Source organism: Paenibacillus sp., assembly GCF_031177825.1.
Lineage (GTDB): Bacteria > Bacillota > Bacilli > Paenibacillales > YIM-B00363 > Paenibacillus_AE.
Window position 1 is genome coordinate 35,045 of record NZ_JAPSKE010000032.1, and the last position, 22,468, is coordinate 57,512.

Below are 22,468 nucleotides of genomic sequence, written 5' to 3' on the forward strand. Positions count from 1 at the left end.
TCGTGCGTTCAGGGGACTAACGGAACCTGGAACCTGCCGATCAGGAACAACACGACGATCGCCGAGTACAACAACGCTCTCTCAGGGCGCGTATGGTGCAAGCGGAGTATGGCGAACATGACCACGTAAAATCCGACGGACCAATAATAGGTCCACTCGTGGTCGTATACGATGACCCCTTTCCACTGCCATACCCACTCCATCGCGGAGAAGGCGCCGACCCATACGGCGTAATACGCAGATTTTTTCGCGGTCGTCGCTGCGGAAGGGAAATGATGTAAGTATAGGATTGCAGTGCAGGGAAGCAGAACGAACGTGTTGATGAGGTCCGCCACCTTGTGCGATAACAACGATTCCGGCTGGAACGTCCATGTCAAACGGTTATGACAAAGGAAGTTATACAAGAGGTTGCTGAGCGATACGAACAGGATGGTGTCGTAGTATTGTCGCCATCGCTTCCCGGCCCCGGTAACGAGAGCGGCGGTGAGCAGCGCAGCGTTCGATAGAAGGATCATCAGCATCTCCCCATGTCGGGCTTTGCCATCATTGTATCCATTTCATGGGAGGTTAAACGATTCTCGCAATTGTTCGTGGGGACGGCGTTATACCGTTAGAGATCGGATCTGTCCGCCGCGCAGGTTTTCGTTGACAAATCGGATGAGAATGCTTATCATCTACGATGATAATGATTTTCAATATCGTAGAGGTATTTCCCATTCTAGGGGGGCGGCGCGTTGAACAGCAGAATGCAGACGGAAGGGTTACATATCGGATACGGCGGCGTGCCGATCGTCGAGGATTTGAACTTGCTGCTTCCGGACGGGCGGGTGACCGCCCTGGTCGGGGCGAACGGCAGCGGGAAGTCCACGATTCTAAAGGCGATGTCGCGCATTCTTAAGCCCTCGGCGGGACGGGTGCTGCTCGACGGCAAGACGATCGAACGCCATTCGACCCGGGACGTGGCCAGGCAGTTGGCTATCTTGCCGCAGCAGCCGGTCGCTCCCGAGGGGCTGACGGTCGAAGAGCTCGTCTCGTTCGGCCGGTTCCCGCACCAACGCGGGCTCGGCGCGATGAACGCCGAGGACAAGAAGGCGATTCGGCGAGCGCTCGCGGTGACGGGCATGGAGTCGTTCGCGGACCGCTCCGTCGACCAGCTGTCCGGAGGGCAACGTCAGCGTACGTGGATCGCGATGGCGATCGCGCAGGAGACCGAGCTGCTGTTCCTGGACGAACCGACGACGTTCCTGGACATGGCGCATCAGTTGGAGGTGCTGCAGCTGCTGCGGCGATTGAACCGCGAGGAAGGGCGGACGATCGTCATGGTGGTGCACGACCTGAACCATGCGTCGCTGTACGCCGATCACGTCGTCGCCATCCAACGCGGCCGGATCGTCCTGCAAGGCGCCCCGGCGGACGTTATTACGCAGGCGATGCTGCGCGAAGTGTTCGGCGTCGACGCGGAGATCGTCGTCGATCCGAGATCGGGCATGCCGGTCTGTCTGCCGTTCGCGCTGGCGAAGGAATCGTACGCGGAGGCGCGGCCGGAGCCGGCGCGCGTCATGGCTGGCGCGGGAGCGTAAGCGGGGTTTCATACCTTTCATTTTATCCATTCATTCACATTAAAAGGGGTAGGGCAATCAGATGAAATCGTACTCGAAAGCATTGGGATTCCTATTGATTTTCGTCATTGCGATCGCGGGATGCGGCGGGGGCAACGCGGCGACGGAAGGCGGAGACCCGACGACGGGGGCGGGCGAAGTCGCGGCGGAGACGCCTGCAGGGGAGGAAGCGCCTGCCGCGGAACCGGCTGCGGAAGAGCCGGCGGCAATCGCGCTTGAAGATTCGAAGGGCGAGGTCGTGCTTCCGAAGCCGGCGACGAAGGTCGTTACGCTCGAATGGACGTACGCCGAAGATTTGATCGCGGTCGGCGTGCAGCCGGTCGGCAACGCGGATAACGAAAATTATAAGCGGAACGTGAGCGACCAAGCGGCGCTCGACGCCGACGTCGCGGACGTGGGCACGCGTCAGGAGCCGAACCTCGAAGCGATCGCGGCGCTCCAGCCGGACTTGATCGTCGGCGTCGCGTTCCGGCACGAGAAGATTCTCGATCAGCTGAACGCGATCGCGCCGACCCTCTTGTTCAATCCGTATCCGGACGAAGCGAGCGGCGTGGACCAGTACGGCGAGATGGAGGAGACGTTCCGCACGATCGCCGCGGCGGTCGGCAAGGCCGAGGAAGCGGATAAGGTGCTCGCGGATTTGGCGAAGCACTACGACGACGCCAAGACGAAGCTGGAGCAAGCGGGGAAGAGCGGCGCGGAGATCGTGCTGACCCAAGCGTACAGCAATCAGAACGCAGCGGATCTGCGGCTGTTCACGAGCAACAGCTTGGCGATCGCGACGTTGGAGAAAATCGGGCTGAAGAACGCGTGGTCCTCCGATAAGTTCGAAGCGTACGGCTTCTCGACCGCGTCCGTCGAAGCGCTGCCGGCGGTGCAGCAGGCGAACTTTCTCTACATCGTGCAGGATAACGACGACGTGTTCGCGACGAAGCTGAAAGACAATCCAGTGTGGACCGGTCTGCAATTCGTGAAGGAAGAGCGCGCCTACCCGCTCGGCGGCTCGACGTGGCCGTTCGGCGGCCCCGTTTCGGCGAAAGTGTTCGTGGATCGTACCGTCGAAGTCTTAACGAAATGATCGCGGCGAAGAAAGAGCCGGCCTCCGGGACCGGCGAGGCCGCGCGGCGCCTCTTGCTCGCGTACGTCGGCGGCGCCGCCGCGCTGGCCGCGCTCTTGCTCGTAAGTCTTGCCGTCGGCGAAGCTCGATTGTCGGCGAGAACCGTATTCGAAGCGTTGACGGCGCGCGACGCGGGCGTCCTCGAGCACACGATCGTCTGGGGCGTCCGGATGCCGCGCGCCGTCATCGGCATCGTCGCCGGGGCGGGACTCGCCGTCGCCGGGGCGCTGCTCCAGACGGTGACTCGCAATCCGCTCGCGTCCGCGTCGACGCTCGGCATTAACGCCGGCGCGTTCTTCCTGGTCGTCGCCGGCACCGTCTTCTTCCCGGCGGCGCTGAAGTCGCAGCCGCTGCTCTTCGCGGCGGCGGGAGGCGCGGGCGCGGCGCTGCTCGCGTTCGCGATGGCGGGCGGCCGCTCGGCGCCGCCGATCCGGATGACGCTCTCCGGCATGATCGTCTCGATGGTGCTCGCCTCGTTCACCGGGGCGATTCAACTGTTTTACGAGAACGCGACGCAAAGCTTGTTCATGTGGGGCTCCGGCTCGCTCGTGCAGCTCGATTGGACCGGCGTGACGCATGCATGGCCCTGGGTTGCCGGGGGATTGGCGGCGGCGCTGCTCTTCTCGCGCCAATTCGACGTGCTGGCGCTCGACGAAGAATCCGCCCGCAGCCTGGGCCAGCGTTCCGGCACGATGCGTCTTGCGGGCGCCGGCCTCGCGGTGCTGCTGGCGGCGGCGGTCGTCAGCGTCGTCGGGCCGATCGGCTTCGTCGGCCTCGTCGCTCCCCATCTCGTCCGGCTGATGGGCATGCACGCCCATCGGGCGCTGCTTCCCGCCGCCGCGCTGTGGGGCGCCGCGCTCGTGACGGGCGCGGACATCGTCGCGCGCGCGTTCCGCAGCACGCTGGGCGAGCTCCCGGCCGGCGCGGTCACCGCGGCCGTCGGCGCCCCGTGGCTCATCTATCTCGTGCTTCGGCGGCTGAAGGCCGAGGGCGGCGGCGCATCGTCTTCGATGAGCGTCGGCTTCCGCCGCCGCCGCGCGCCGTTCGGCGCGCTCGCGCTGGCATTCGGCGCGCTCCTGCTCGCCGGAACGGTCGGCAGCCTCGCGTTCGGCGGCACGCGCCTTCCGCTCGGCGACGTCGTCGCCGCCGTCTTCGGCCAAGGCGATGGCGCGTCGAGCTTCGCCGTGCTGCAGCTGCGGCTGCCGCGCACGCTGGTCGCCGTCGCCGCGGGCATGGCGCTCGCGCTGAGCGGTCTGCTTATGCAGACCGCCGTGCGCAACCCGCTCGCGGATGCCTCGGTCATCGGCGTCACGCAAGGCGCCGCCGTCGGCGCGCTGCTCCTGATCGTCGTCTACCCGGAGGCGAGCGCGCAGCTGCTGCCGTTCGCCGCGATGGCGGGCGCGGCCGCCGCGGCGGCCGCGATCTTCGGCTTGGCGTGGCGGCGCTCGCTCCGTCCGACGGTGGTCATTCTGCTCGGCGTCGCCATGTCCGCCGTCTGCAGCGCGATCGTGCAGGTGCTCGTCATTCAGTCGAAGCTCGGCGCCAGCGCCGCGCTCGTCTGGCTGTCGGGCAGCACCTATGCGCGTACGTGGAGCTCGCTGTGGCAGATCGGCGTCTGCGTCGCGATCGCGCTGGCGGTCGTATGGTGGATGGGGCGGCGGCTCGACCTGCTAGCCTTCCAAGACGACAGCGCGACAGGGCTCGGCTTGCCGGTCCGCAACGTGCGCCTCGCCGCCGCCGGCCTCGCCGTCGCAATCTCGGGCGTCGCCGTCGCGAACGTCGGCACGATCGGGTTTCTCGGCTTGATCGCGCCGCATGCGGTCCGCCTGATGGTCGGACAGCATTCGCGTCAATCCGCCGTCCTATCGGCGCTGCTCGGAGGTTTGCTGCTCGTCGCCGCCGATACGGTCGGGCGAACGATGCTCGCGCCGAAGGAGATTCCGTCCGGTCTCGTCGTCTCCTTGCTCGGCACGCCGTATTTCTTGTATCTCATGTATCGCAGCCGGGCGGACCGGCGAGGGTAGCATTGTTGACAGGCTCGGATCGCTTCGGCGTCCGGGCCTGTTTTGTGATACACTTACCGCGTAAGAAGCATCACGAGACGAAGTCCGTACAGAAAGCGGTGGAACGATGTTATTTTTATCGAACGAGGGGATGCACGACCCGGCGATGAACCTCGCCCTTGAAGAATACGCCTTGCGAAACCTCCCGCTGGAGGACGGCATATTGTTGTTTTACGTGAACGAGCCCTCGATCATTATCGGGAAAAACCAAAACACGATCGAGGAAATCGACCGCGAATACGTCGAAGCGAACGGCATCCACGTCGTCCGGCGGCTGTCGGGCGGCGGCGCGGTATACCACGATCTCGGCAACCTGAATTTCAGCTTCATCACGAAGGACGAGGGCGATTCGTTCCGAAACTTCGCGAAGTTCACGAAGCCCGTCACGGACGCCTTGCGGCGGATGGGCGTCGATGCCGAGCTGAGCGGTCGCAACGATATACTGGTCGGGGAACGGAAAATTTCCGGCAACGCGCAATTCGCCGCGAAGGGCCGCATGTACAGCCACGGCACGCTGCTGTTCGATTCCGACATGGAGCGGGTCGCCTCCGCGCTGCGCGTGAAGCCGATGAAATTCGAGTCGAAGAGCACGAAGTCGGTCCGCTCCCGCGTCGCCAACATCAGCGAGTTTCTGCCCGAGCCGATGACGATGGAACAGTTCCGCGCCGCGCTGCTGCGGGAAATTTTCGGAACCGAGCCCGACCGGGTGCCGACCGTGGACATGACCGCGGACGATTGGGAGGCGGTGCGGAAGCTCGCAGACGCGCGGTATCGGAGTTGGGAGTGGAATTACGGACGATCGCCGAAGTCGAACGTGCAGCATGCGCATAAGTTTCCGTCGGGTATCGTCGATATCCGATTGTTCGTCGAGGAGGGGCGCATTTCGTCCTGCGCGATTTACGGCGACTTCTTCGGAACGGGGGACGTCGGCGAGGCGGAAGCGGCGTTGACCGAGGCGAAATACGAGGAAGCGTCGCTGCGGGAAGCGCTCGAGGGCGTCGACGTCGAGAAGCTGCTCGGCGGCGTCTCTCGAGAGGAGTTCATCGACCTGCTGCTCTTGAAAATATAATCGAAGAAGCCGCCGATCTCGCGGGATCGGCGGCTTCTTGCGTTCCGGCGTAACGACGCCGCTTCGTTTTCTAGGAAAGATGTACTTTCAATTGGGAATTTGTTATAAGCTGACATGGAGGAGGGGAATCGATGAAGAGACGAATGGGCCGAAGCGAATTCGACGCCCTTGCGGACGAGGAGCTGGGGGCGGCTTGCTTCGCTCCGGTCTTGCCGCTCATCCGAGCGAAGCCGGATTCGATAAAACAAGAAGTGTACCGCAGCCTGACGGCCGGACAGCGGGCGCTGTTTATGTATCATGTGTATGTGGATCATGCGAAACATTCCGCGGAGCAATTTTATTGGCGGACCGCTCACTACGCGGCGCAGCCGAACGCTTGGGCGGAGCTGCATAGGGGATTGAATGTATTCGGAGCGACGGGATTGGCGAGGCTGTTGGATCGGACGAAAGCGGCGCTGGCCGATCGGATCGGCGACGCCGCACCCGGGGATCTGGACAAGGACGAGGTCCTGTCCGGATTCGTCGGGGCGCTGTACGAGGAATTCCTTCGCTGCTCGGCGGACGCGGCCGGCCGGATCGGCCTTGCGATTCGGGCGAATCCGTCCGACTTCGTCGCCTTCGAGGAGCGAGAGGCGTAGCTGCCGTTAGCCTGGCATTGTCGCCAATACGACCTCCAATGGATTCAGCCCCATCGTCAAGCCTTCGGCCATTCCCATCTCGAGCAGCGTCTTCGCATCGACCGGCGTCGCCGTCTGAATGCGCACCGTCAGCGTCGTCCGTCCGTCGTTCTCGGCGAAGAGGAGCGTGCCGATATGCTCCGGGACGCCGCCGGGTCTTAGATCGATGCGACAGGTCGGGATCGTGTACGGATACGGCGCTCACCAACGGGATAAGTGCACTGAGTTCGTGAACGCTTCGAATACGAGCTCGCGCGGCGCTTCGAACGTTCGGACGAGGGTAATTTCCTTGTCGGCAACGTTCGTCGTTACGGCATTTTTCATGAGAGGTTCCTCCAATCGAACTAGGGAATGAGCGGTTCCGGCTGTCGGTCGGACCGGGGAACGGGGGATCCAGAAGCTTGCGGAAGAAAGGCCTTGAAGGCATACGTCCCGGGAACGGCGCATAGAGCTGTAACTGGACCTTTTCTTGGGAGGAATCAGCTTTGAGTATGCCGCAATTATCGATGGTTCATAGAAACTTGTCGTCGGTTCCCGCGCCGGCGGTTCCGAACGGGTACGAAGTTCGAACGTTCCGTTCGGGGGACGAGGAGGCCTGGGAGTCGATCGCCATGGAAGCCTTCGAGAACGATTCGCTCCGGTTCGCGTTATTGTCCAACGATCCGGCGTACCGCGCGGACCGGATATGGTTCGTGTGCGAAGCCGGCGGCGGTTCCCCGGTAGCGACAGCCTCCGCCTGGCATCGGGAGGAGCTGGACGAGAGGACAGGGTACTTGCACATGGTGGCCGTCAGGGCGGATTGCGCGGGCCGAGGTCTCGGTTCGGCAGCGTCGCTGGCGGCGCTGCGCGCCATGGCGAACGAAGGCAAGTCCCGCGCGGTGCTGCATACGGACGATTTCCGTCTGCCGGCGATTAAGACGTACTTGAGGCTGGGTTGCATTCCGCGCATTACGGATACAAGTCATCCGCAGCGGTGGCGCGACATCGCGAACGAAATCGGCGGCACCTATTTGGCGACGGCGCCGGGCTCGCGAGGAGTCGAGTAACGCAGGGGCGGATCGCGCGTGCAGGGGATGTGTGTATTTTTGTGATTGCGCATGCGCATGTGGTACACTTTGACACAACAGATTCGCCGAGGTAGAGGTGTTCCGATGCTTGCGCACGAAAGACATGCCGAAATATTACGCGTCTTGCACGAACTGCAGTCCGTGAAGACGACGGAATTGATCCGAAGATTCGACGTCTCCTTCGAGACGATCCGCAGAGATTTGGAATTTTTGGAAAAGGAAGGCGCCCTCGCCCGCGTCCACGGCGGGGCGACGCTGCCGGCTGCCGAGTATCGGCAGGAGCTGCCCTTCACGGTGCGGGAGCGAAAGCGCGTCCCGGAGAAGCAGGAGCTCGCCGCGAAGGCGGCGGAGCTCGTCGCGGAAGGGCAGTCGCTGTTCCTCGACGTCAGCACGACGAACACCGAATTCGCGAAGGCGCTGAAGCAGCGCTTCGAGCGGCTGACGCTCATAACGAATTCGTTCCCGATCGCTTCGCTCGTCATGGATAAACCCGGCTTTACGATTTTGTTCATCGGGGGCGTCGTCAGGAACGAGGAGATGTGCGTCGTCGGCGGCTTCGCGGAGGCGTTCGTGGAGCAATTCCACGCGGACGCGTTCTTCATGAGCGCCAGCGGCATTTCCTTGACCGACGGCGTCACCGATTACGGCGTCGGGGAAATTCAGTTGAAGAAACGGATGATGGCGCGCTCCAAGAAGGTTGTCGTACTGGCCGATAGCAGCAAGTTCGATGCCGTGTCGCTAACGTCGGTATGCGGCTTGGGCGAGATCGACGGCGTCGTCACCGACTCGAAGCTGCCGCCGGAGACGGCGGACAAGTACCGCTCCGCAGGAGTAGAGATTTACATGTAAACCGCGGCACGCCGCGCGAACCTCCCGTTGCCGGGAGGTTTTTTTGTTGCTACAGCAGTAAATCGTGGCGCCCCTCCGCAAATAACACGGGGGTTGTCTCCCTAGGCAGCAATAAATCGAGGCGTTCCTCCGCAATGATTAGGGCATGCCACCCCAAAAAATGAGGAACGCCTCCCCAAAACGCTCGACCGTCCCAATGTCCATCGACGAAGTGCACAACCGTTGGGCACCGTGAGCTCAACCGTTGGGCACCTTGAGCCCAACCACCGGTGCGCTTGCCGGTCTCCGGCGGTCGCTCGGGCGCGCCGTTGCCGAAGCGGGCTTCCCGAGCGCGCCTTCCTCCGAGTCTTGGAAGGATTTCCGATTGACAGACAAGTATATCCGGTGGTAATTTGTATTCGAGTGCAAAAATATGTATTTATGTGTGTTTTATTGTGGATTTGGAGGGGGGATTGGATCATCTTACCTGTTCTGCTGGTGCTGGCATCCGGCATCGCGCATGCTCTGTGGAACTTGTTAGCCAAGCGGAGCGACGACAAGGCTTTATTTCTATTGTGCATCTTCGTACCGACGACGGCGCTGCTGCTGCCTCGGCTCCTCGAGGAGCTGACGAGGCCCGGGGTGCCGCCGCAAAGCTATTGGCTGCTGCTGCTGTCGACGGTCGTGCAGGGCTTCTATGCGTTCTTCCTCTCGAAATCGTTGACGCACGGGGACATCTCGCAGGTGTACCCGATGATGCGCGGCATCGGGACGATGCTCCTGCCGCTGATGAGCGTGCTGCTGCTGAACGAACGGCTGACGGCATGGGGGTGGGCCGGCTTGACGCTGATCGCATCCGGCTTTCTCGCGATGAGCGGCCTGGCGTTCGCGCGCCGCCGCTCCCCGATCGCTCCGAAGGTTATCGCGTATACGCTCGCGGTGGGGTTATGTACGATGGGGTACGTCCTCGTCGATAAGGTGAACCTCGGCCAGTTCTCGCCGCTGGCGCTGCTCGCCGCCTCCAACATCGGGTTCATGGCCGGGCTCGTCCCGTTCGTCCCGTTCCGGCGCATTCGGTGGAAGACGGTCATGAAGGAGCACGGCGTAACGCTCGCGATCGGATCGATTCTGTCGCCGGGCTCGTATTTATTGTTTCTATTCGCGATGAGCTTGTCGCCGCTGACGTACGTGGCGCCGCTTCGCGAGATCGGCACCGTCTTCGGTACGCTGTTCGGCATCTATCTGCTGCGCGAGCCGAAGGAAGCGGCGCGGATCGTCTCGGCCTGCATGATCTTCTCGGGCATCGTCTTGATCGGCGGGTGGGGCATGTAATCGCATAGAGCTGGGAAGGAGCATGAAAGGAGCGTGTTGAAAATGGGGGAAGCCATACCCGCCGAGTCGTCGTATGCAAGCGAAATTCAAGCCGTCGCCGAAGCCGTCGAAGCGAGCCGGACGGAAGGGGCGCTGTCGTTCGCGTTCATTACGGATCTGCACCATCGCGCGTCCGGGAACCAGCTGCGCGCCGCCGCGGCGCTTCGCGAGCTGGCGGCGAGGCTTCGCCTCGACTTCGTCCTGCACGGCGGCGACGCGAGCGCGAACGGGCCGAAGGAGGACGTCGTCGCGGCGCAGCGGGAGATGGCCGAGGCGCTCGCGCGCACGGGCGTTCCGGTGTTGACGGCGAAAGGCAATCACGACGACAACTCGATTTACGATCACGAGCGGAAGACCGGAGCGGCCGAACATGTCGTGTTTCCGCAGCAGTCGAAGGCGATCTGGGGAGCCGCCTCGGAGGCGGTCGCCCGATATGACGACGCTCGACCGGACTCGCTTTACTTCTACGCGGATTTCCCGTCGAAGCGCGTCCGCGTCGTCGTGCTCGACTGCATGGACCACCCGTACCGGCTGAAGGAGAGCGGGGAGCTCGCGTATTTGGGGCAGTGGCATTACGTGTTTTCCCAGGGCCAGATGGAGTGGCTCGCGCAGCGCGCGTTCGACCTGCGCGGCCGTCCGGATTGGAGCGTAATCATTATGTCTCATGTCGCGATTTTGCAGGACGGCGTGTTCGGCGTCGACCACCCGGTGCGCAACGGAGAGGCGCTATGGGACATCGTGAAGGCGTTCCGCGACGGCGGCCGGTTCCGGGGGGAAGGAGGCGAAGGCGAATTCGCTTATCGAATCGATGCGGACTTCGCGGCGCAAGGCGCAAGAGACGTGATCGGTTGTTGGTTCGGCCACGTGCATCACGACCAGGTCGTCGTGCGGGACGGCATCCCGAATATTTCCGCCGTGAATGCGTGGACGCTGCAGGAGTTCCCCGAATCGCCGAAGCGGGAGGAAGGCTCGGTCACCGAAACCGCCTTTGACATCGTGACCGCGGACCTCGGCGCAAGAGTATGCCGACTGACTCGTTTCGGCGCGGGGGAGTCGAGAACGGTTCGATATTAACGCCGCGTTAAGTGCGAATGTAGATTTACATAATTTTTACTCCTCACCTATTGAACTCCTACCGATTCCTATGTATGATGCTGATATGAAGGGTAAAGCGCTATCAACTGTCAGGTTAAGCGCTTTACCCGCAATATTGTAGTCGTTTTAAACCGGTTTAAACGCTACTTCATACCTTTTTTGAACATCATGGGATCTCGAATTGCAAGCGGTTACAAGTATTGGGGGTGAACGGTCGGTTCGGGTTTGTCGGCTTGGCAAACATAGCAGTGGAAGACATGTTGATATTCTATAGGAGGGGTACTCTTGAACAAATCAAGGCTGCTGGTCGCAATGATAATGTTGTTGTTCGCCGTTCTGTTCGCGGCGTGCACGAAAGACGAGGCGGCGCCGAGCGACGCTCCGGAACCGTCCGAGACGACGGACGAGAAAGACGATACGGCCGAGCCGACGAAAGCGCCCGCCGAAACCGTCGTCGTTCAGGAAGCGCCGATGCTGTCCGAGCTCGTAGCGAGCGGATCGCTGCCGCCGCTGGCGGAGCGGCTGCCCGCCGAGTCCGACATCATGGTGGAGCCGGTCGTCGAGGAAATCGGGCAGTACGGCGGCGAATGGAAGATGCCGTGGAACGGTCCCGGCGACCGCTGGACCGTCGGACAGCCGACGGAGGAATCGCTGTTCCGCTTTAGCAAGGACGGCAGCAAGGTGGAGCCGAACGTGGCGAAAGGCTACGACGTCAACGAAAACTCCACGGAGTTCACGATTTACCTCCGCGAAGGCATGAAATGGTCGGACGGGGAGCCGTTCACGGCCGACGACGTCATTTTCTACTGGGAGCACATGTTGAAGAAAGAGACGTTCGGCAAGAAAGTCTACGACGCGTATTACTCCGTCGACCCGGCGACGGGCGATAAGGCGCTCGCCGAAGTGACGAAGATCGACGATTACACGTTCAAGGTGACGCACAAGTATCCGAGCGTGCAGTTCCTCGAGCGCGTCGCGATCGACAACAAGTGGTTTTTCGCGCCGGAGCACTTCCACCGTACGATTCTGCCGGAGTTCGTCGGCGAAGAGAAGGCGCTCGCGATCGCGAAGGAGTGGGGCTTCGAAGACGTGCAATCGTTCCTCGTCGCCACAGGGTACTACTACTGGATCAACCCGGAAATTCCGACGCTGCGCGCGTGGGTGGCGAAGAACGACCCGGACAGCGACCAGTTCATCATGGAACGCAACCCGTATTACTGGAAGGTCGACGAAGAAGGCAAGCAGCTGCCGTACATCGACCGCATCGTGGCGACGAAAATCCAAGATCCTAGCCACAAAATTCTCGGCACGCTCGCCGGCGATTATAATCTGACTTGGTTCGGGGCGGCGGACTTTACGGTGTTGAAGGAAAACGAGCAGAAAGCCGGCTACCGCGTCATCCCGTGGTCGACGGCCGCATGGTCGAGCGCCGGCGTTCAGGTGAACCAGACGGTCGCGGATCCGAAGCTGCGCAAGCTGTTCCAAGACGCGAAATTCCGGGAGGCGCTTTCGGTCGGCGTCAACCGCGTCGAAATTACGGAAATTTACACGAACGGCATCGCGGAGCCGATCCAGGCGTCCGTGCCGGAAGGACTCGTCGGCTATCAGGACGGCTGGAGAGACCAATGGGCGGCGTACGAGCCGGACCGCGCGAATCAGTTGCTCGACGAGCTCGGTCTGAAGAAGGGCGCCGACGGCTTCCGGACGCATCCGGACGGCTCGGATCTGACGCTGACGGTCATCGATTCGACGACGGATACGGCGCCGTTCCTGGAGCTGCTGAAGAAATATTACGAGGAGATGGGCCTGAAGACCGACATCAAGATCGTGGACCAGGCGACCCATCAGGAGATGAAGTACTCGAACCAAGTGCCGCTGCATACGGAAAATATTTCGGTCGCGAACGTCGCGTTCCGTCCGGATACGCTCGTGCCGCTTCGCGTGCTGACGCCGTGGTCGATCGAATACGGCCGTTACGCGGAGTCCGGCGGCAAGGAAGGGATGGCGCCGGAAGGCGACGTGGCCGAAATCATGAAGCTGTGGGATCAAATCAAAGCGGCGAAGACGACGGACGAGATTAACAAGCTCGCGGCCGACATCGTCAAGATTCACCAGAAAAATCAATGGGTCATCGGATACGCGGGACCGACGCCGAACCTCGTCGTCGCATCTAACAAGATCCGCAACGTACCGACCGATATGATCTGGGCGGACGAATTCCGCTCCCTCGGTCACGCGCACCCGGCTCAGTTTTTCATTCAGCCTTAACCCCGCGTCGGGCGCGGGAGGACGCGGCGAAGCGACGAGCTTCGCCGGCTTCCTTCCCGGGGAGCCCCGCGAACCGTTACGGAGAGGAACGTGTGCGAGATGCTTCAATACATGCTGAGAAGAATCGTGCTGGTCATTCCCGTCGTCTTCTTGATATCCATTATCGTGTTCTATATCATCCAGCTTCCGCCCGGCGATTACGTGTCCAACTACGCGGCGAAGATGTCCGTCGCCGGCGACGTCATGTCGCAGGAGGACATGGATAAGATGCGCGCGACGCTCGGTCTCGATCGCCCGCTCTACGAGCAGTACTTCCTGTGGATAAAAAATATCTTGCTGCACGGCGACTTCGGATTTTCCTTCAATTACAACAAGCCGGTCACCGCCGTCATCAGTCAATATATGGGTCTCACGCTCGTCGTGTCCCTCGTTACGATGGCGTTCCAGTACCTCGTCGCGATTCCGGTCGGTATTTATTGCGCCGTCAAGCAGTATTCGGCGGGAGATTATTTCTTCTCCGGACTGAGCTTCCTCGGCATGGCGACGCCGAACTTCCTCATGGCGATCATCTTGATGTACCTGTCGTACACTTGGTTCGGCGATCCGCTGCTCGGCTTGTTCTCGAGCGAATACGCGAACGCCCCGTGGTCGTACGACAAGATGGTCGATCTGGCGAAGCACTTGGTGATCCCGGTCATCGTCATCGGCCTTGCGAGCACCGCGGACCTCATCCGCGTCATGCGGGGGCAGATGCTGGACGAATTGAATAAGCCCAACGTCGTCACGGCGCGGGCGAAAGGACTGTCCGAGACGAAAATTTTGTTCAAGTATCCGACGCGCGCGGCGCTCAATCCGATCGTCAGCACGTTCGGTTGGTCGCTCACGTCGATCTTCACCGGTTCCACGATTACGGCGATCGTGCTGAACCTGCCGATCCAAGGTCCGGTCATGTACCAGGCGCTGCTCGGGCAAGACATGTACTTGGCCGGCTCGTGGCTGTTGTTCATGGCGCTCCTGACCGTCGTCGGGACGCTCATCTCCGACATCCTTCTCGCGTGGCTGGATCCAAAAATTCGAACCGAATTCAGGGGAATGTAGCGATGAGTATGATACCGGTTTTTGGGAAACGACGCGCCGAAGCCGCGGCTCCCGCGAAGACGAAGGACGCCAACTACAGCTCGCAATGGCGGCTGATGTACCTGCGTTTCAAGAAGCATAAGCTGGCCCGCATCAGCCTGATCGTGCTCGGCTTGCTGTATGCGGTCGCCGTATTCGCAAGATTTATCGCCCCGTACGGGCTGGAAAGCTACGACAGCAAGTACGTGAACGCGCCGCCGATGATGCCTCGTTTCGTCGACGCGGAGGGAAAGTTTCATCTGCAGCCGTTCGTCTACGAGCTGAAGTCGGAGCGCGATCCCGAGACGATGCGCAAGAAGTTCGTTTCGAACGAGGAAGTGCGCTACCCGATCAAGCTGTTCGCGCGAGGAGAGGAATACAAGTTCCTAGGCTTGTTCCCGACGACGATTCATCTGTTCGGCGTAGAGGAGCCGGGACGGCTGTTCCTGCTCGGCACCGACGGGATGGGGCGCGATCTGTTCTCCCGCGTCGTGCTCGGCAGCCAAATTTCGCTCAGCATTCCGATCGTCGGCGTCGGCATCAGCTTCGTGCTCGGGCTGTTCATCGGAGGCGTCTCCGGTTACTTCGGCGGGCGACTCGACTCGTTCATCCAGCGCGTCATCGAGGTCATTCGCTCGTTCCCGACGCTGCCGCTCTGGATGGCGCTGTCCGCCGCGATTCCGCCGCGCATTCCGGTCGTCACGATGTACCTGTACATCGTCATCATCCTCGCGTTCATCGGATGGACCGATCTCGCGCGGGTCGTACGCGGGAAGTTCATCTCGCTGAAGAACGAGGATTACGTCTTGTCGGCGAAGATCGCCGGCGTCAGCGATACGAAGATCATCGTGCGTCACCTCGTTCCAGGCTTCATCAGCTATCTCGTCGTCGCGACGACGCTGGCGATTCCCGGCATGATCCTCGGGGAGACGGCGATGAGCTTCCTCGGTCTCGGCATTCGGTCGCCCGCGACGAGCTGGGGCGTACTGCTCCAAGAGGCGCAGAAGATCGAGAACGTCGCGTTGTATCCTTGGAAGCTGATTCCGCTCGGCGTCGTCGTCGCGACGGTGCTGACGTTTAACTTCTTGGGCGACGGCATGCGGGACGCCGCCGATCCTTATAAGAAATGAGGGAGAGCATGACGACAACTCGCGAATCGGCGGCTCCGGCCGCGCCGCTGCTGTCGGTGAGGGATCTGCGCATCCGCATCGAGATGGATAACGGGGTCATGCACGCGGTGGACGGCGTCGACTTCGACATTAAGAAGGGACAGACGCTCGGGCTCGTCGGGGAATCCGGCTGCGGCAAGAGCCTGACGAGCCGGGCGATTCTCGGGCTGAACCCGAAGGAGTGCGAGACGACGGGAAGCATCCGGTTCCGCTCCCCGGGCGAAAGTTCCGGCGACAAGGAAGGCGACGGCGTGGACATCGTCTCGCTCGATCCGACCGGCCGCCGCATCCGCTCGATCCGCGGACGACAAATTTCGATGATCTTCCAGGAGCCCATGACGGCGTTCTCGCCGATGTACACGATCGGCAATCAGATCGTCGAGGCGATCCGGCAGCATCGGACGAAGGACAAGAAGATCGCGAAGCGCATCGCCCTCGAGATGCTGAGCAAGGTCGGCATCTCCGACGAGGCGAAGCGGTTCGATCAATTTCCGCACGAATTTTCCGGAGGGATGCGGCAGCGGGCGATGATCTCGATGGCCTTATCCTGCAATCCGGAGCTGCTCATCGCCGACGAGCCGACGACGGCGCTCGACGTGACGATCCAGGCGCAGGTGCTCGATCTGATGAAGTCGCTGCAGGCCGAATTCGGCATGGCGATCTTATTGGTGACGCACGACCTCGGCATTATCGCGGAGATGTGCGACGAGGTGGCGGTCATGTACCTCGGGAAGATCGTCGAGCAAGCGCCGGTGAAGGAGCTGTTCGCGAACCCGAAGCATCCGTACACGAAGGGGCTGCTGAAGTCGATGCCGCGCCTCGGGGGAACCAAGAAGCGGCTCGATTCGATCGAAGGCTCCGTACCGCTGCCGATCGACATGCCGCCGATGTGCGGCTTCTACGACCGGTGCAAGGATCGAATCGAAGGCGTTTGCAACGCGCGCGCCGTTCCGCAGACGCACGTCGGGGAGCGGCATACGGTCAGATGCTTCCTATATTCGGAGTAAAGCGAGGTGTGATACGCCCATGGTCCAACCGATCTTGGAAGTGAAACGGCTCAGCAAGGACTACCGGGTAGAGTCCAAGGCCCGAGGGCTGTTTCGGAAACCGTCGTACGTCCGGGTGCTGGACGAGATTTCGTTCGAGCTGCACGAGGGGGAGACGTTAAGCGTCGTCGGGGAATCGGGCTGCGGCAAGACGACGCTCGGCCGCTGCATCGTGCGCGGCATCGAAGCGAGCGAAGGCGAAGCGCTTTACGTCGCGGAAGGCGGCGAGCGCGTCGACTACTTGAAACTGAAGGGGAAGGACGCGAAGAAATATCGCAAGGACATCCAGATGATTTTCCAAGATCCGTATTCTTCGCTCAGTCCGCGGATGAGCGTGTTCGACATTATCTCCGAGCCGCTCGTCGCCTCGCGGAAGCTTAGCCGCGCGGAGGTCGAAGAGAAAGTGACGGACATCGCCGCGAAGACGGGGCTGAACGTCAATTATTTGCGCCGGTACCCGCATGCGTTCTCGGGCGGTCAGCGGCAGCGGATCGCCATCGCCCGCGCGCTCGTCTCGCGGCCGCGGCTCGTCGTCTGCGACGAGGCGGTGTCCGCGCTCGACGTCTCGATTCAGGCGCAGATCATCAATTTGTTGAAGGATCTCCAGGAGCAGTTCGGCATCACGTACGTGTTTATTTCTCACGATCTGTCGGTCGTGCAGAACATCTCGGACCGCGTGGCCGTCATGCATCTCGGGAAAATCGTAGAGCTCGCTCCGGTCGCGTCGTTGTTCGCGCGGCCGCGTCATCCGTATTCGGAGGCGCTCATGTCCGCCGTGCCGCAGCCGGATCCGGAGCGGAAGAAGGAGCGCATCATTCTGGAAGGCGAGGTGCCGAATCCGGCGAATCCGCCGAGCGGCTGTCACTTCCATCCGAGATGTCCTTATAAGACGGAACGCTGCGCGCTGGAGGCGCCGCGGCTGCAAGAGATCGGAGAAGGTCATCACGCGGCTTGCCATTACGCGGAACAGCTTACATTACGGGGGGTTAACGCATGAACGGATCCGGAACGAAGGATGAAAAGCGATTGATCGTGTTTCTGGATTGCGGCGACACGATCATCGACGAAGGCACCGAGGTTCGCGACGAGCACGACATCGTCATCGAAGGGAAGGTCATTCCCGGCGCGGACGTCATGGTGAAGACGCTGGCGGAACGGGGCTATCGGCTCGCCCTCGTCGCGGACGGGCGGGCGCAGTCGTTCGTGAACCTGCTTACGATGAACGGCGTGTACGACTGCTTCGAGACGATGATTTATTCGGAGCCGATCAAGGCGTCGAAGCCGAGCCCGCGCATGTTCAAGGCGGCGATCGGGGCAATGGATTTAAGCGAGCGGGACGTAGGCCGCATCGTGATGCTCGGCAATAACTTAAGCCGGGACGTGAAAGGCGCGAACGCGATGGGCATGATCAGCGTACACCTGGATTGGACGCCGAGGTATCCGAAAGTGCCTGCGGACGCGTCGGAGACGCCGATGTATACGGTGTCCGACCCGATGGAATTCGTGGAGCTGGTCGAACGGTTGAACGCGGCGCTGACGGCTTCCGAAGCGAGTTCCGCGAGCACGGCGTCTTGAGAGGAAGAGCGGCGCCGTGAGCAAAATCGATGAAGTGGCGAAGCTGGCGCGGGTGTCCAAGGGGACGGTATCGAACGTGTTCAGCCAGAAGCGCCCGACCAGCAAGGAAGTGACGGAACGCGTGCTGCGCGCGTCCCGAGAGCTGAACTACGTACCCAATCAAATCGCTCGGAGCTTAGTGACGAAGCGGACGATGGCGATCGGGCTGACGATCCCGCACGGCCGGTTCTTCTTCAGCGCTTTCCATACGCAATTCATTAACAGCGTCGTGCTCGAGGCGGCTCGGTACGGCTATCGCGTGCTGCTGGACATGATTCCGGCGCAGGACATCGCGACGCCGTTCCTAGCCAGCTATCCGATCGACGGCGCGGTCGTCATGGACCCGCGGGAATCGGACGATCGCATCGAGCTGATGCAGCGGGAGGGCATTCCGTTCGTGACGATCGGCCGGGTTCAGGCGGCGGACGCTCCGACGCCAACGCCGACGGTCGACAACGACAATCGAAAGATCGTGCGCGACATATGCGATTATTTGTTCGCGCTCGGCCACCGCGGGATCTCTTTCCTGAACGCGGGCGTCTCGACGACGGTGGCGGCCGACCGCCGAGAGAGCTTCCTCGAAGCGATGGCGGGCCGAGGCGTCCGGATCGAGCCGTGGATGATGTTCCACAAGCCGGAGCTGTCCGACGAACGGTATTCCAACTACGGCTACGAGGAAACCAAGCGGGTGATCGAAGCTTCGGACGGACGGGCGACCGCCTTCATCGCGGACGACGACCGGACGGCGTTCGGCTGCCTGCACGCGCTGAAGGAGCTTGGCCTCGACGTCCCGAACGACGTCTCCGTCTTCGTCATCTGCGGCGACGATTCGATGCTGACGCGGTCGACGCCTGCGCTGACGAGCATGGATCTTCGGCCGGCTGACCTCGGCGCGCGAGCGGTGACGACGCTGCTGCGCATGCTGGGCATCGTCGACGGGGACGTCGACGAGCGATGCATCGTGGATTGCGGGATCGTCGAACGGAGTTCCTGCGCGGCCGTTCCGGATCAAGGGAGGAATCGGGATGAGCGATAACGCAAGGATGATGCGGTCATGACGACGGGGGCGTGGTTCGGCGATTACGAGATCTACATCCGAATCCTCGTCAGCGGACTGCTGGGACTGTTGATCGGCTTCGACCGGACGCATAAGCATAAACCGGCCGGGGTGAAGACGTATATGTTCGTGACGGTGGCGTCGGCGTTGATCACGATCGTTTCGATCCAGAGCGTGTCCTATTACGGGCATATGCACGATCGGACGATGATGGATCCGATGCGGCTCGCGGCGCAGATCGTCACGGGACTCGGCTTCCTAGGAGCCGGGTTGATCATGAAGACGGGCTTCGAGGTGAAGGGGCTGACGTCGGCGGCCATGATCCTGTTCGCGGGCGGCGTCGGGATCGGCATCGGCGCGGGCTTCTACGGCATCGTCTGCTTTACCGTCGCCGCCGCCTTCGTGCTCGTCCGAGTCGGGGGCTTTATCGAGAAGAAGGATCACGAATGGACGGAGCGGAGGCGAGAACAGGAGCGGGATTGCGGGAACGCGCAAGGGCAGGCGCCGCTCGGCTCCGAACGGGAATCGCAAGGGCAAAGGAGCGAGACGGCATGAATCGGACGTGGATCGGGGCGCACACCGGCTGCGGGGATGCGCCGGACAACACGTGGGCGTCTTATTTGGAAGGCGTCGCTTCCGGCGCCGACATCGTCGAAGTCGACGTGCTGACGGCGCGCGACGGCACGCTTCTGCTGCTGCACGACGACAAGCCGGAGCTGAAGTCGCATGGGTTCGCGGAGCTGAACGAGCCTGGGCTTCGCGCGCGCGTCGCGCCGCGACACGGGGAGCATGAGCTGGCGAGGCTCGACGACGTGCTGCGCCATGCGGCCATGCATCGGATCCGGCTGAACCTCGATCTGAAGAGCCTGGAAGCGATCGACCCGGCGTTGGCGCTCGTGCGCATGTACGGGGCGGAAGAGCTGGCGTTCGTCACGGGCTGCTCCGCGGGCATGCCCGAGCGGCACCCTGACGTGCCGGCGCTGTGGAACGCGCCGACGGCCGCGCCTCCCGCCGGGGAAGAACAAGCGTACGCCGAGGCGGTCTGCGAGACGGCGGTCCGGCTCGGGTATCGAGGGATCAACCTGAACAAGGCGACGTGCTCGGAGACGGTCGTTCGCTCGGCGCAGGCGGCGGGACTGTCGGTTTGGGTGTACACGGTGAACGAGCCGGAGGAGATGCGTCGGTTCGCCGCGATGGGCGTCGACGCCATTACGACGAGACGCCCGAAGACGCTTCGCGAATGCTTGACGGCGGCGCGGACGATCTCGAAGGAAGACGACGATTTACGACGTTAACGACAGCTCGGCCCCGATTCGGTACAATGGAAGCGGATGGGAAACCGAAATCGGGGAGGATCTGCGAATGGCGCAAATTCGAAGCAAGAGAGACGCGGGATCGTTTATGAACGCGTTCGAGGAGTGGGCGGCTTGGGACGATACGGGGGGCAAGCGGTATTTCGTCTTCGCGGACCGGGAGCGGGGCGGGAGCTGGACGCTTATGCGGTATCCGGACGGCGCCTGGACGATTCACGGCAAGGGCGAGACGTATTGCGACGACGGGGAGACGAAGCTGACGGCGGAAGAAGCTTGCGCATTCGTATGGAAGCATCGAGCGGCCGTCAATCGAGCGATAGGGGAAGCGGCATAAGAGGTAGTTCGTACGAGGTCCAAGGCGTTCCGTTTCGGCGGAGCGGCTTGGACCTTTCCTTTTCGATATAGGTCTGATGGCGCGGGTCGTTAGATTCTCTTATAATGGAATGAAATAGAAAGAGAGGCTGGTGTTCGGAGTGGAGCTGGAGGAACGAGAATCGATTCAGCGTTGCATGCAAGGTCAGGCGTATTGCCCTGTCAATCTTCCTCGCGCGATTTGGTTTTGGACCGCCTTCGCGCTCGTCTCGGCGGCTTCCGCCGCCGTGAACTTGATCTGGCGCGATCCCGCGCTGCTGACGTTGTTCGCCATCCCGGCGATCTACCTCGGCTTGATCCGCATCCCCGTCGCGGCGTTCGTCGCCGCCAACGCGCTGTCGTGCGCGTTGATCGCGTTCGTCGCGGAAGGGGAAGCCGGCGGCGCCGTATCCGCGGCCGCCTTCCTCGCGATTTCGTGCTTGGCGAGGCGGATGGCCTCGACGTCCTTCCGGCACTACAGCCAGAAGCGGCAGTACGAGGAGCTGTTCATGGACACGATGCTGTCGTTCGCGAAGAGCATCGATACGCGCGACCCGTATACGGCGTTCCATTCGCGCAACGTCGCGGGCTACGCCAAGCGCATCGCCGAGGAGCTGAAGCTGCCCGCGGCGCAGACGGAAGCCGTCTACTTGGCGGGACTCATTCACGACATCGGCAAGATCGGCACGCCGGAGCATATCTTAAGCAAGGAATCGCGATTGACCGAGGAAGAATACGAGATTATGAAGCTGCATCCGGAGGCCGGCTACAACATCATTAAAAATATCGCCCGGCTGCAGGAGCTCGGCATCGCCGATATGGTGCGGCACCATCACGAACGCATCGACGGCAAGGGGTATCCGCACGGCTTGCGCGGGGACGCCATCCCGCTCGGCGCGCGCATCTTGGCGGCGGCGGACGCATTCGACGCGATGACGACGAACCGCTCGTACCGGCAGAAGCTTGCCGTAGAGACCGCGGCCGAGGAGCTTCGGCGCCACAGCGGCACGCAGTTCGATTCGGCGGTGGCGGACGCGTTCCTTCGGGCGCTCGCCCGCGACGGGACGCTGCAGACGCAGGAGGCGCCCCGCGGACAAGCGGCGTCGGCGCAGACGGCCGCGGGGTAAGCGGCATACGGAACGATGTCCCGAGGGGCATCGTTTTTCTTTTTCTCGCATAGGGATGGAGTATGAACCTTAATAGATTGCTAGAGACGAAAAGGAGACTCCGCCCATGACCCCGCTCGACCAAACCGCTAGAAACATTACGGCTCGGCTACAACCTCGTCGTAACCGAGAGGCGTCCGGTGTACGTCCCGCTGCCGGACGCGGACCTGTTGTTTCTGCTCGCCGTCGCCCCAAGCACCGGAACGTTCCAAGCCGGCCTCGTTCGGTTGTCTAGCTGCCGCTTCGAAGAAGGGAAGGAGGAGCCGTCCCGACTGCCGGCGGAGAAGCTGTACGCGGCTTCGTTCGATTTCGTGAACGGGCTTCGCGCTTCCGTCGACGAGAGCCGTCTCGGCGCGTCCACGGCCGACGCGGTTCGCGCGGTGCACGAGGAACTGCAGGACATCTTCCGGCAGGTCGCGGACGCGCTGCTGAAACGAAGAAGCGAGGCATAACCGAAGCTTG

General features: G+C 62.0%; 23 protein-coding genes. 21 read left to right on the top strand and 2 right to left on the bottom strand.

Annotation, left to right across the window (positions count from 1 at the left end):
- Positions 1-8: 8 nt before the first annotated feature.
- On the bottom strand, positions 9-515 hold the full coding sequence (locus tag RIN49_RS24750; RefSeq protein ID WP_309122820.1) for a CBO0543 family protein: 507 nt from the start codon (positions 513-515) through the stop codon (positions 9-11).
- A gap of 231 nt (positions 516-746) precedes the next feature.
- On the opposite strand from RIN49_RS24750, the gene RIN49_RS24755 reads away from it, so the two are divergent.
- The 5 genes from RIN49_RS24755 (at position 747) to RIN49_RS24775 (ending at position 6,506) form a co-directional block, all read left to right on the top strand.
- Positions 747-1,580: an ABC transporter ATP-binding protein gene (locus RIN49_RS24755; RefSeq protein ID WP_309122844.1), complete on the top strand. Its 834-nt coding sequence runs from the start codon at positions 747-749 to the stop codon at positions 1,578-1,580.
- A 61-nt stretch (positions 1,581-1,641) separates the two neighbouring features.
- On the top strand, positions 1,642-2,697 hold the full coding sequence (locus RIN49_RS24760) for an ABC transporter substrate-binding protein (RefSeq protein ID WP_309122821.1): 1,056 nt from the start codon (positions 1,642-1,644) through the stop codon (positions 2,695-2,697).
- Complete coding sequence (locus RIN49_RS24765) at positions 2,694-4,760, top strand: iron ABC transporter permease (RefSeq protein WP_309122822.1); 2,067 nt, start codon at positions 2,694-2,696, stop codon at positions 4,758-4,760. The genes RIN49_RS24760 and RIN49_RS24765 overlap by 4 nt, the downstream gene beginning before the upstream one ends.
- A gap of 106 nt (positions 4,761-4,866) precedes the next feature.
- Positions 4,867-5,868, top strand: coding sequence for a lipoate--protein ligase (lplA, locus tag RIN49_RS24770; protein ID WP_309122823.1), 1,002 nt, complete (start codon positions 4,867-4,869; stop codon positions 5,866-5,868).
- Between the two features lie 131 nt (positions 5,869-5,999).
- On the top strand, positions 6,000-6,506 hold the full coding sequence (locus RIN49_RS24775) for a hypothetical protein (protein ID WP_309122824.1): 507 nt from the start codon (positions 6,000-6,002) through the stop codon (positions 6,504-6,506).
- A 240-nt stretch (positions 6,507-6,746) separates the two neighbouring features.
- Here RIN49_RS24775 and RIN49_RS24780 read toward each other — a convergent pair whose 3' ends face one another.
- Complete coding sequence (locus tag RIN49_RS24780; protein WP_309122825.1) at positions 6,747-6,869, bottom strand: SRPBCC family protein; 123 nt, start codon at positions 6,867-6,869, stop codon at positions 6,747-6,749.
- A gap of 167 nt (positions 6,870-7,036) precedes the next feature.
- On the opposite strand from RIN49_RS24780, the gene RIN49_RS24785 reads away from it, so the two are divergent.
- From RIN49_RS24785 to RIN49_RS24860, 16 genes are all read left to right on the top strand, one after another.
- Positions 7,037-7,591: a GNAT family N-acetyltransferase gene (locus RIN49_RS24785; RefSeq protein ID WP_309122845.1), complete on the top strand. Its 555-nt coding sequence runs from the start codon at positions 7,037-7,039 to the stop codon at positions 7,589-7,591.
- Between the two features lie 105 nt (positions 7,592-7,696).
- Complete coding sequence (locus RIN49_RS24790; RefSeq protein WP_309122826.1) at positions 7,697-8,461, top strand: DeoR/GlpR family DNA-binding transcription regulator; 765 nt, start codon at positions 7,697-7,699, stop codon at positions 8,459-8,461.
- 432 nt (positions 8,462-8,893) lie between these two features.
- Complete coding sequence (locus RIN49_RS24795) at positions 8,894-9,772, top strand: SMR family transporter (protein WP_309122827.1); 879 nt, start codon at positions 8,894-8,896, stop codon at positions 9,770-9,772.
- Positions 9,773-9,814: 42 nt separating this feature from the next.
- Positions 9,815-10,885, top strand: coding sequence for a metallophosphoesterase family protein (locus tag RIN49_RS24800; RefSeq protein WP_309122828.1), 1,071 nt, complete (start codon positions 9,815-9,817; stop codon positions 10,883-10,885).
- Positions 10,886-11,191: 306 nt separating this feature from the next.
- Positions 11,192-13,174 (top strand): ABC transporter substrate-binding protein, encoded by a 1,983-nt coding sequence (locus tag RIN49_RS24805; protein WP_309122829.1) that lies wholly within the window; start codon positions 11,192-11,194, stop codon positions 13,172-13,174.
- A 111-nt stretch (positions 13,175-13,285) separates the two neighbouring features.
- Complete coding sequence (locus tag RIN49_RS24810) at positions 13,286-14,272, top strand: ABC transporter permease (protein WP_309122830.1); 987 nt, start codon at positions 13,286-13,288, stop codon at positions 14,270-14,272.
- 2 nt (positions 14,273-14,274) lie between these two features.
- Positions 14,275-15,420 (top strand): ABC transporter permease, encoded by a 1,146-nt coding sequence (locus RIN49_RS24815; RefSeq protein ID WP_309122831.1) that lies wholly within the window; start codon positions 14,275-14,277, stop codon positions 15,418-15,420.
- An 8-nt stretch (positions 15,421-15,428) separates the two neighbouring features.
- Positions 15,429-16,466, top strand: coding sequence for an ABC transporter ATP-binding protein (locus tag RIN49_RS24820; RefSeq protein ID WP_309122832.1), 1,038 nt, complete (start codon positions 15,429-15,431; stop codon positions 16,464-16,466).
- Positions 16,467-16,485: 19 nt separating this feature from the next.
- A complete protein-coding gene (locus RIN49_RS24825; protein ID WP_309122833.1) occupies positions 16,486-17,502 on the top strand; it encodes an ABC transporter ATP-binding protein in 1,017 nt (338 codons plus the stop codon).
- Positions 17,499-18,080 (top strand): HAD family hydrolase, encoded by a 582-nt coding sequence (locus RIN49_RS24830; RefSeq protein ID WP_309122834.1) that lies wholly within the window; start codon positions 17,499-17,501, stop codon positions 18,078-18,080. The genes RIN49_RS24825 and RIN49_RS24830 overlap by 4 nt, the downstream gene beginning before the upstream one ends.
- 16 nt (positions 18,081-18,096) lie before the next feature.
- On the top strand, positions 18,097-19,155 hold the full coding sequence (locus RIN49_RS24835; RefSeq protein WP_309122835.1) for a LacI family DNA-binding transcriptional regulator: 1,059 nt from the start codon (positions 18,097-18,099) through the stop codon (positions 19,153-19,155).
- 18 nt (positions 19,156-19,173) lie between these two features.
- Positions 19,174-19,731 (top strand): MgtC/SapB family protein, encoded by a 558-nt coding sequence (locus RIN49_RS24840; RefSeq protein WP_309122836.1) that lies wholly within the window; start codon positions 19,174-19,176, stop codon positions 19,729-19,731.
- Positions 19,728-20,471, top strand: a complete 744-nt coding sequence (locus RIN49_RS24845) for a glycerophosphodiester phosphodiesterase (RefSeq protein WP_309122837.1) — start codon at positions 19,728-19,730, stop codon at positions 20,469-20,471. The genes RIN49_RS24840 and RIN49_RS24845 overlap by 4 nt, the downstream gene beginning before the upstream one ends.
- A gap of 67 nt (positions 20,472-20,538) precedes the next feature.
- Positions 20,539-20,823, top strand: coding sequence for a hypothetical protein (locus RIN49_RS24850; RefSeq protein WP_309122838.1), 285 nt, complete (start codon positions 20,539-20,541; stop codon positions 20,821-20,823).
- Positions 20,824-20,962: 139 nt separating this feature from the next.
- Positions 20,963-21,967: an HD-GYP domain-containing protein gene (locus RIN49_RS24855; protein ID WP_309122839.1), complete on the top strand. Its 1,005-nt coding sequence runs from the start codon at positions 20,963-20,965 to the stop codon at positions 21,965-21,967.
- A gap of 179 nt (positions 21,968-22,146) precedes the next feature.
- Positions 22,147-22,458 (top strand): hypothetical protein, encoded by a 312-nt coding sequence (locus RIN49_RS24860; RefSeq protein ID WP_309122840.1) that lies wholly within the window; start codon positions 22,147-22,149, stop codon positions 22,456-22,458.
- Positions 22,459-22,468 lie beyond the last annotated feature (10 nt).

Excerpts from the sequence above, each read along its gene's own strand:
- RIN49_RS24750 (WP_309122820.1), bottom strand. The coding sequence starts at position 515 with ATGATCCTTCTATCGAACGCTGCGCTGCTCACCGCCGCTCTCGTTACC.
- RIN49_RS24755 (WP_309122844.1), top strand. The coding sequence starts at position 747 with ATGCAGACGGAAGGGTTACATATCGGATACGGCGGCGTGCCGATCGTC.
- RIN49_RS24760 (WP_309122821.1), top strand. The coding sequence starts at position 1,642 with ATGAAATCGTACTCGAAAGCATTGGGATTCCTATTGATTTTCGTCATT.
- RIN49_RS24765 (WP_309122822.1), top strand. The coding sequence starts at position 2,694 with ATGATCGCGGCGAAGAAAGAGCCGGCCTCCGGGACCGGCGAGGCCGCG.
- lplA (WP_309122823.1), top strand. The coding sequence starts at position 4,867 with ATGTTATTTTTATCGAACGAGGGGATGCACGACCCGGCGATGAACCTC.
- RIN49_RS24775 (WP_309122824.1), top strand. The coding sequence starts at position 6,000 with ATGAAGAGACGAATGGGCCGAAGCGAATTCGACGCCCTTGCGGACGAG.
- RIN49_RS24780 (WP_309122825.1), bottom strand. The coding sequence starts at position 6,869 with ATGAAAAATGCCGTAACGACGAACGTTGCCGACAAGGAAATTACCCTC.
- RIN49_RS24785 (WP_309122845.1), top strand. The coding sequence starts at position 7,037 with ATGCCGCAATTATCGATGGTTCATAGAAACTTGTCGTCGGTTCCCGCG.
- RIN49_RS24790 (WP_309122826.1), top strand. The coding sequence starts at position 7,697 with ATGCTTGCGCACGAAAGACATGCCGAAATATTACGCGTCTTGCACGAA.
- RIN49_RS24800 (WP_309122828.1), top strand. The coding sequence starts at position 9,815 with ATGGGGGAAGCCATACCCGCCGAGTCGTCGTATGCAAGCGAAATTCAA.
- RIN49_RS24810 (WP_309122830.1), top strand. The coding sequence starts at position 13,286 with ATGCTGAGAAGAATCGTGCTGGTCATTCCCGTCGTCTTCTTGATATCC.
- RIN49_RS24815 (WP_309122831.1), top strand. The coding sequence starts at position 14,275 with ATGAGTATGATACCGGTTTTTGGGAAACGACGCGCCGAAGCCGCGGCT.
- RIN49_RS24820 (WP_309122832.1), top strand. The coding sequence starts at position 15,429 with ATGACGACAACTCGCGAATCGGCGGCTCCGGCCGCGCCGCTGCTGTCG.
- RIN49_RS24825 (WP_309122833.1), top strand. The coding sequence starts at position 16,486 with ATGGTCCAACCGATCTTGGAAGTGAAACGGCTCAGCAAGGACTACCGG.
- RIN49_RS24830 (WP_309122834.1), top strand. The coding sequence starts at position 17,499 with ATGAACGGATCCGGAACGAAGGATGAAAAGCGATTGATCGTGTTTCTG.
- RIN49_RS24840 (WP_309122836.1), top strand. The coding sequence starts at position 19,174 with ATGACGACGGGGGCGTGGTTCGGCGATTACGAGATCTACATCCGAATC.
- RIN49_RS24845 (WP_309122837.1), top strand. The coding sequence starts at position 19,728 with ATGAATCGGACGTGGATCGGGGCGCACACCGGCTGCGGGGATGCGCCG.
- RIN49_RS24850 (WP_309122838.1), top strand. The coding sequence starts at position 20,539 with ATGGCGCAAATTCGAAGCAAGAGAGACGCGGGATCGTTTATGAACGCG.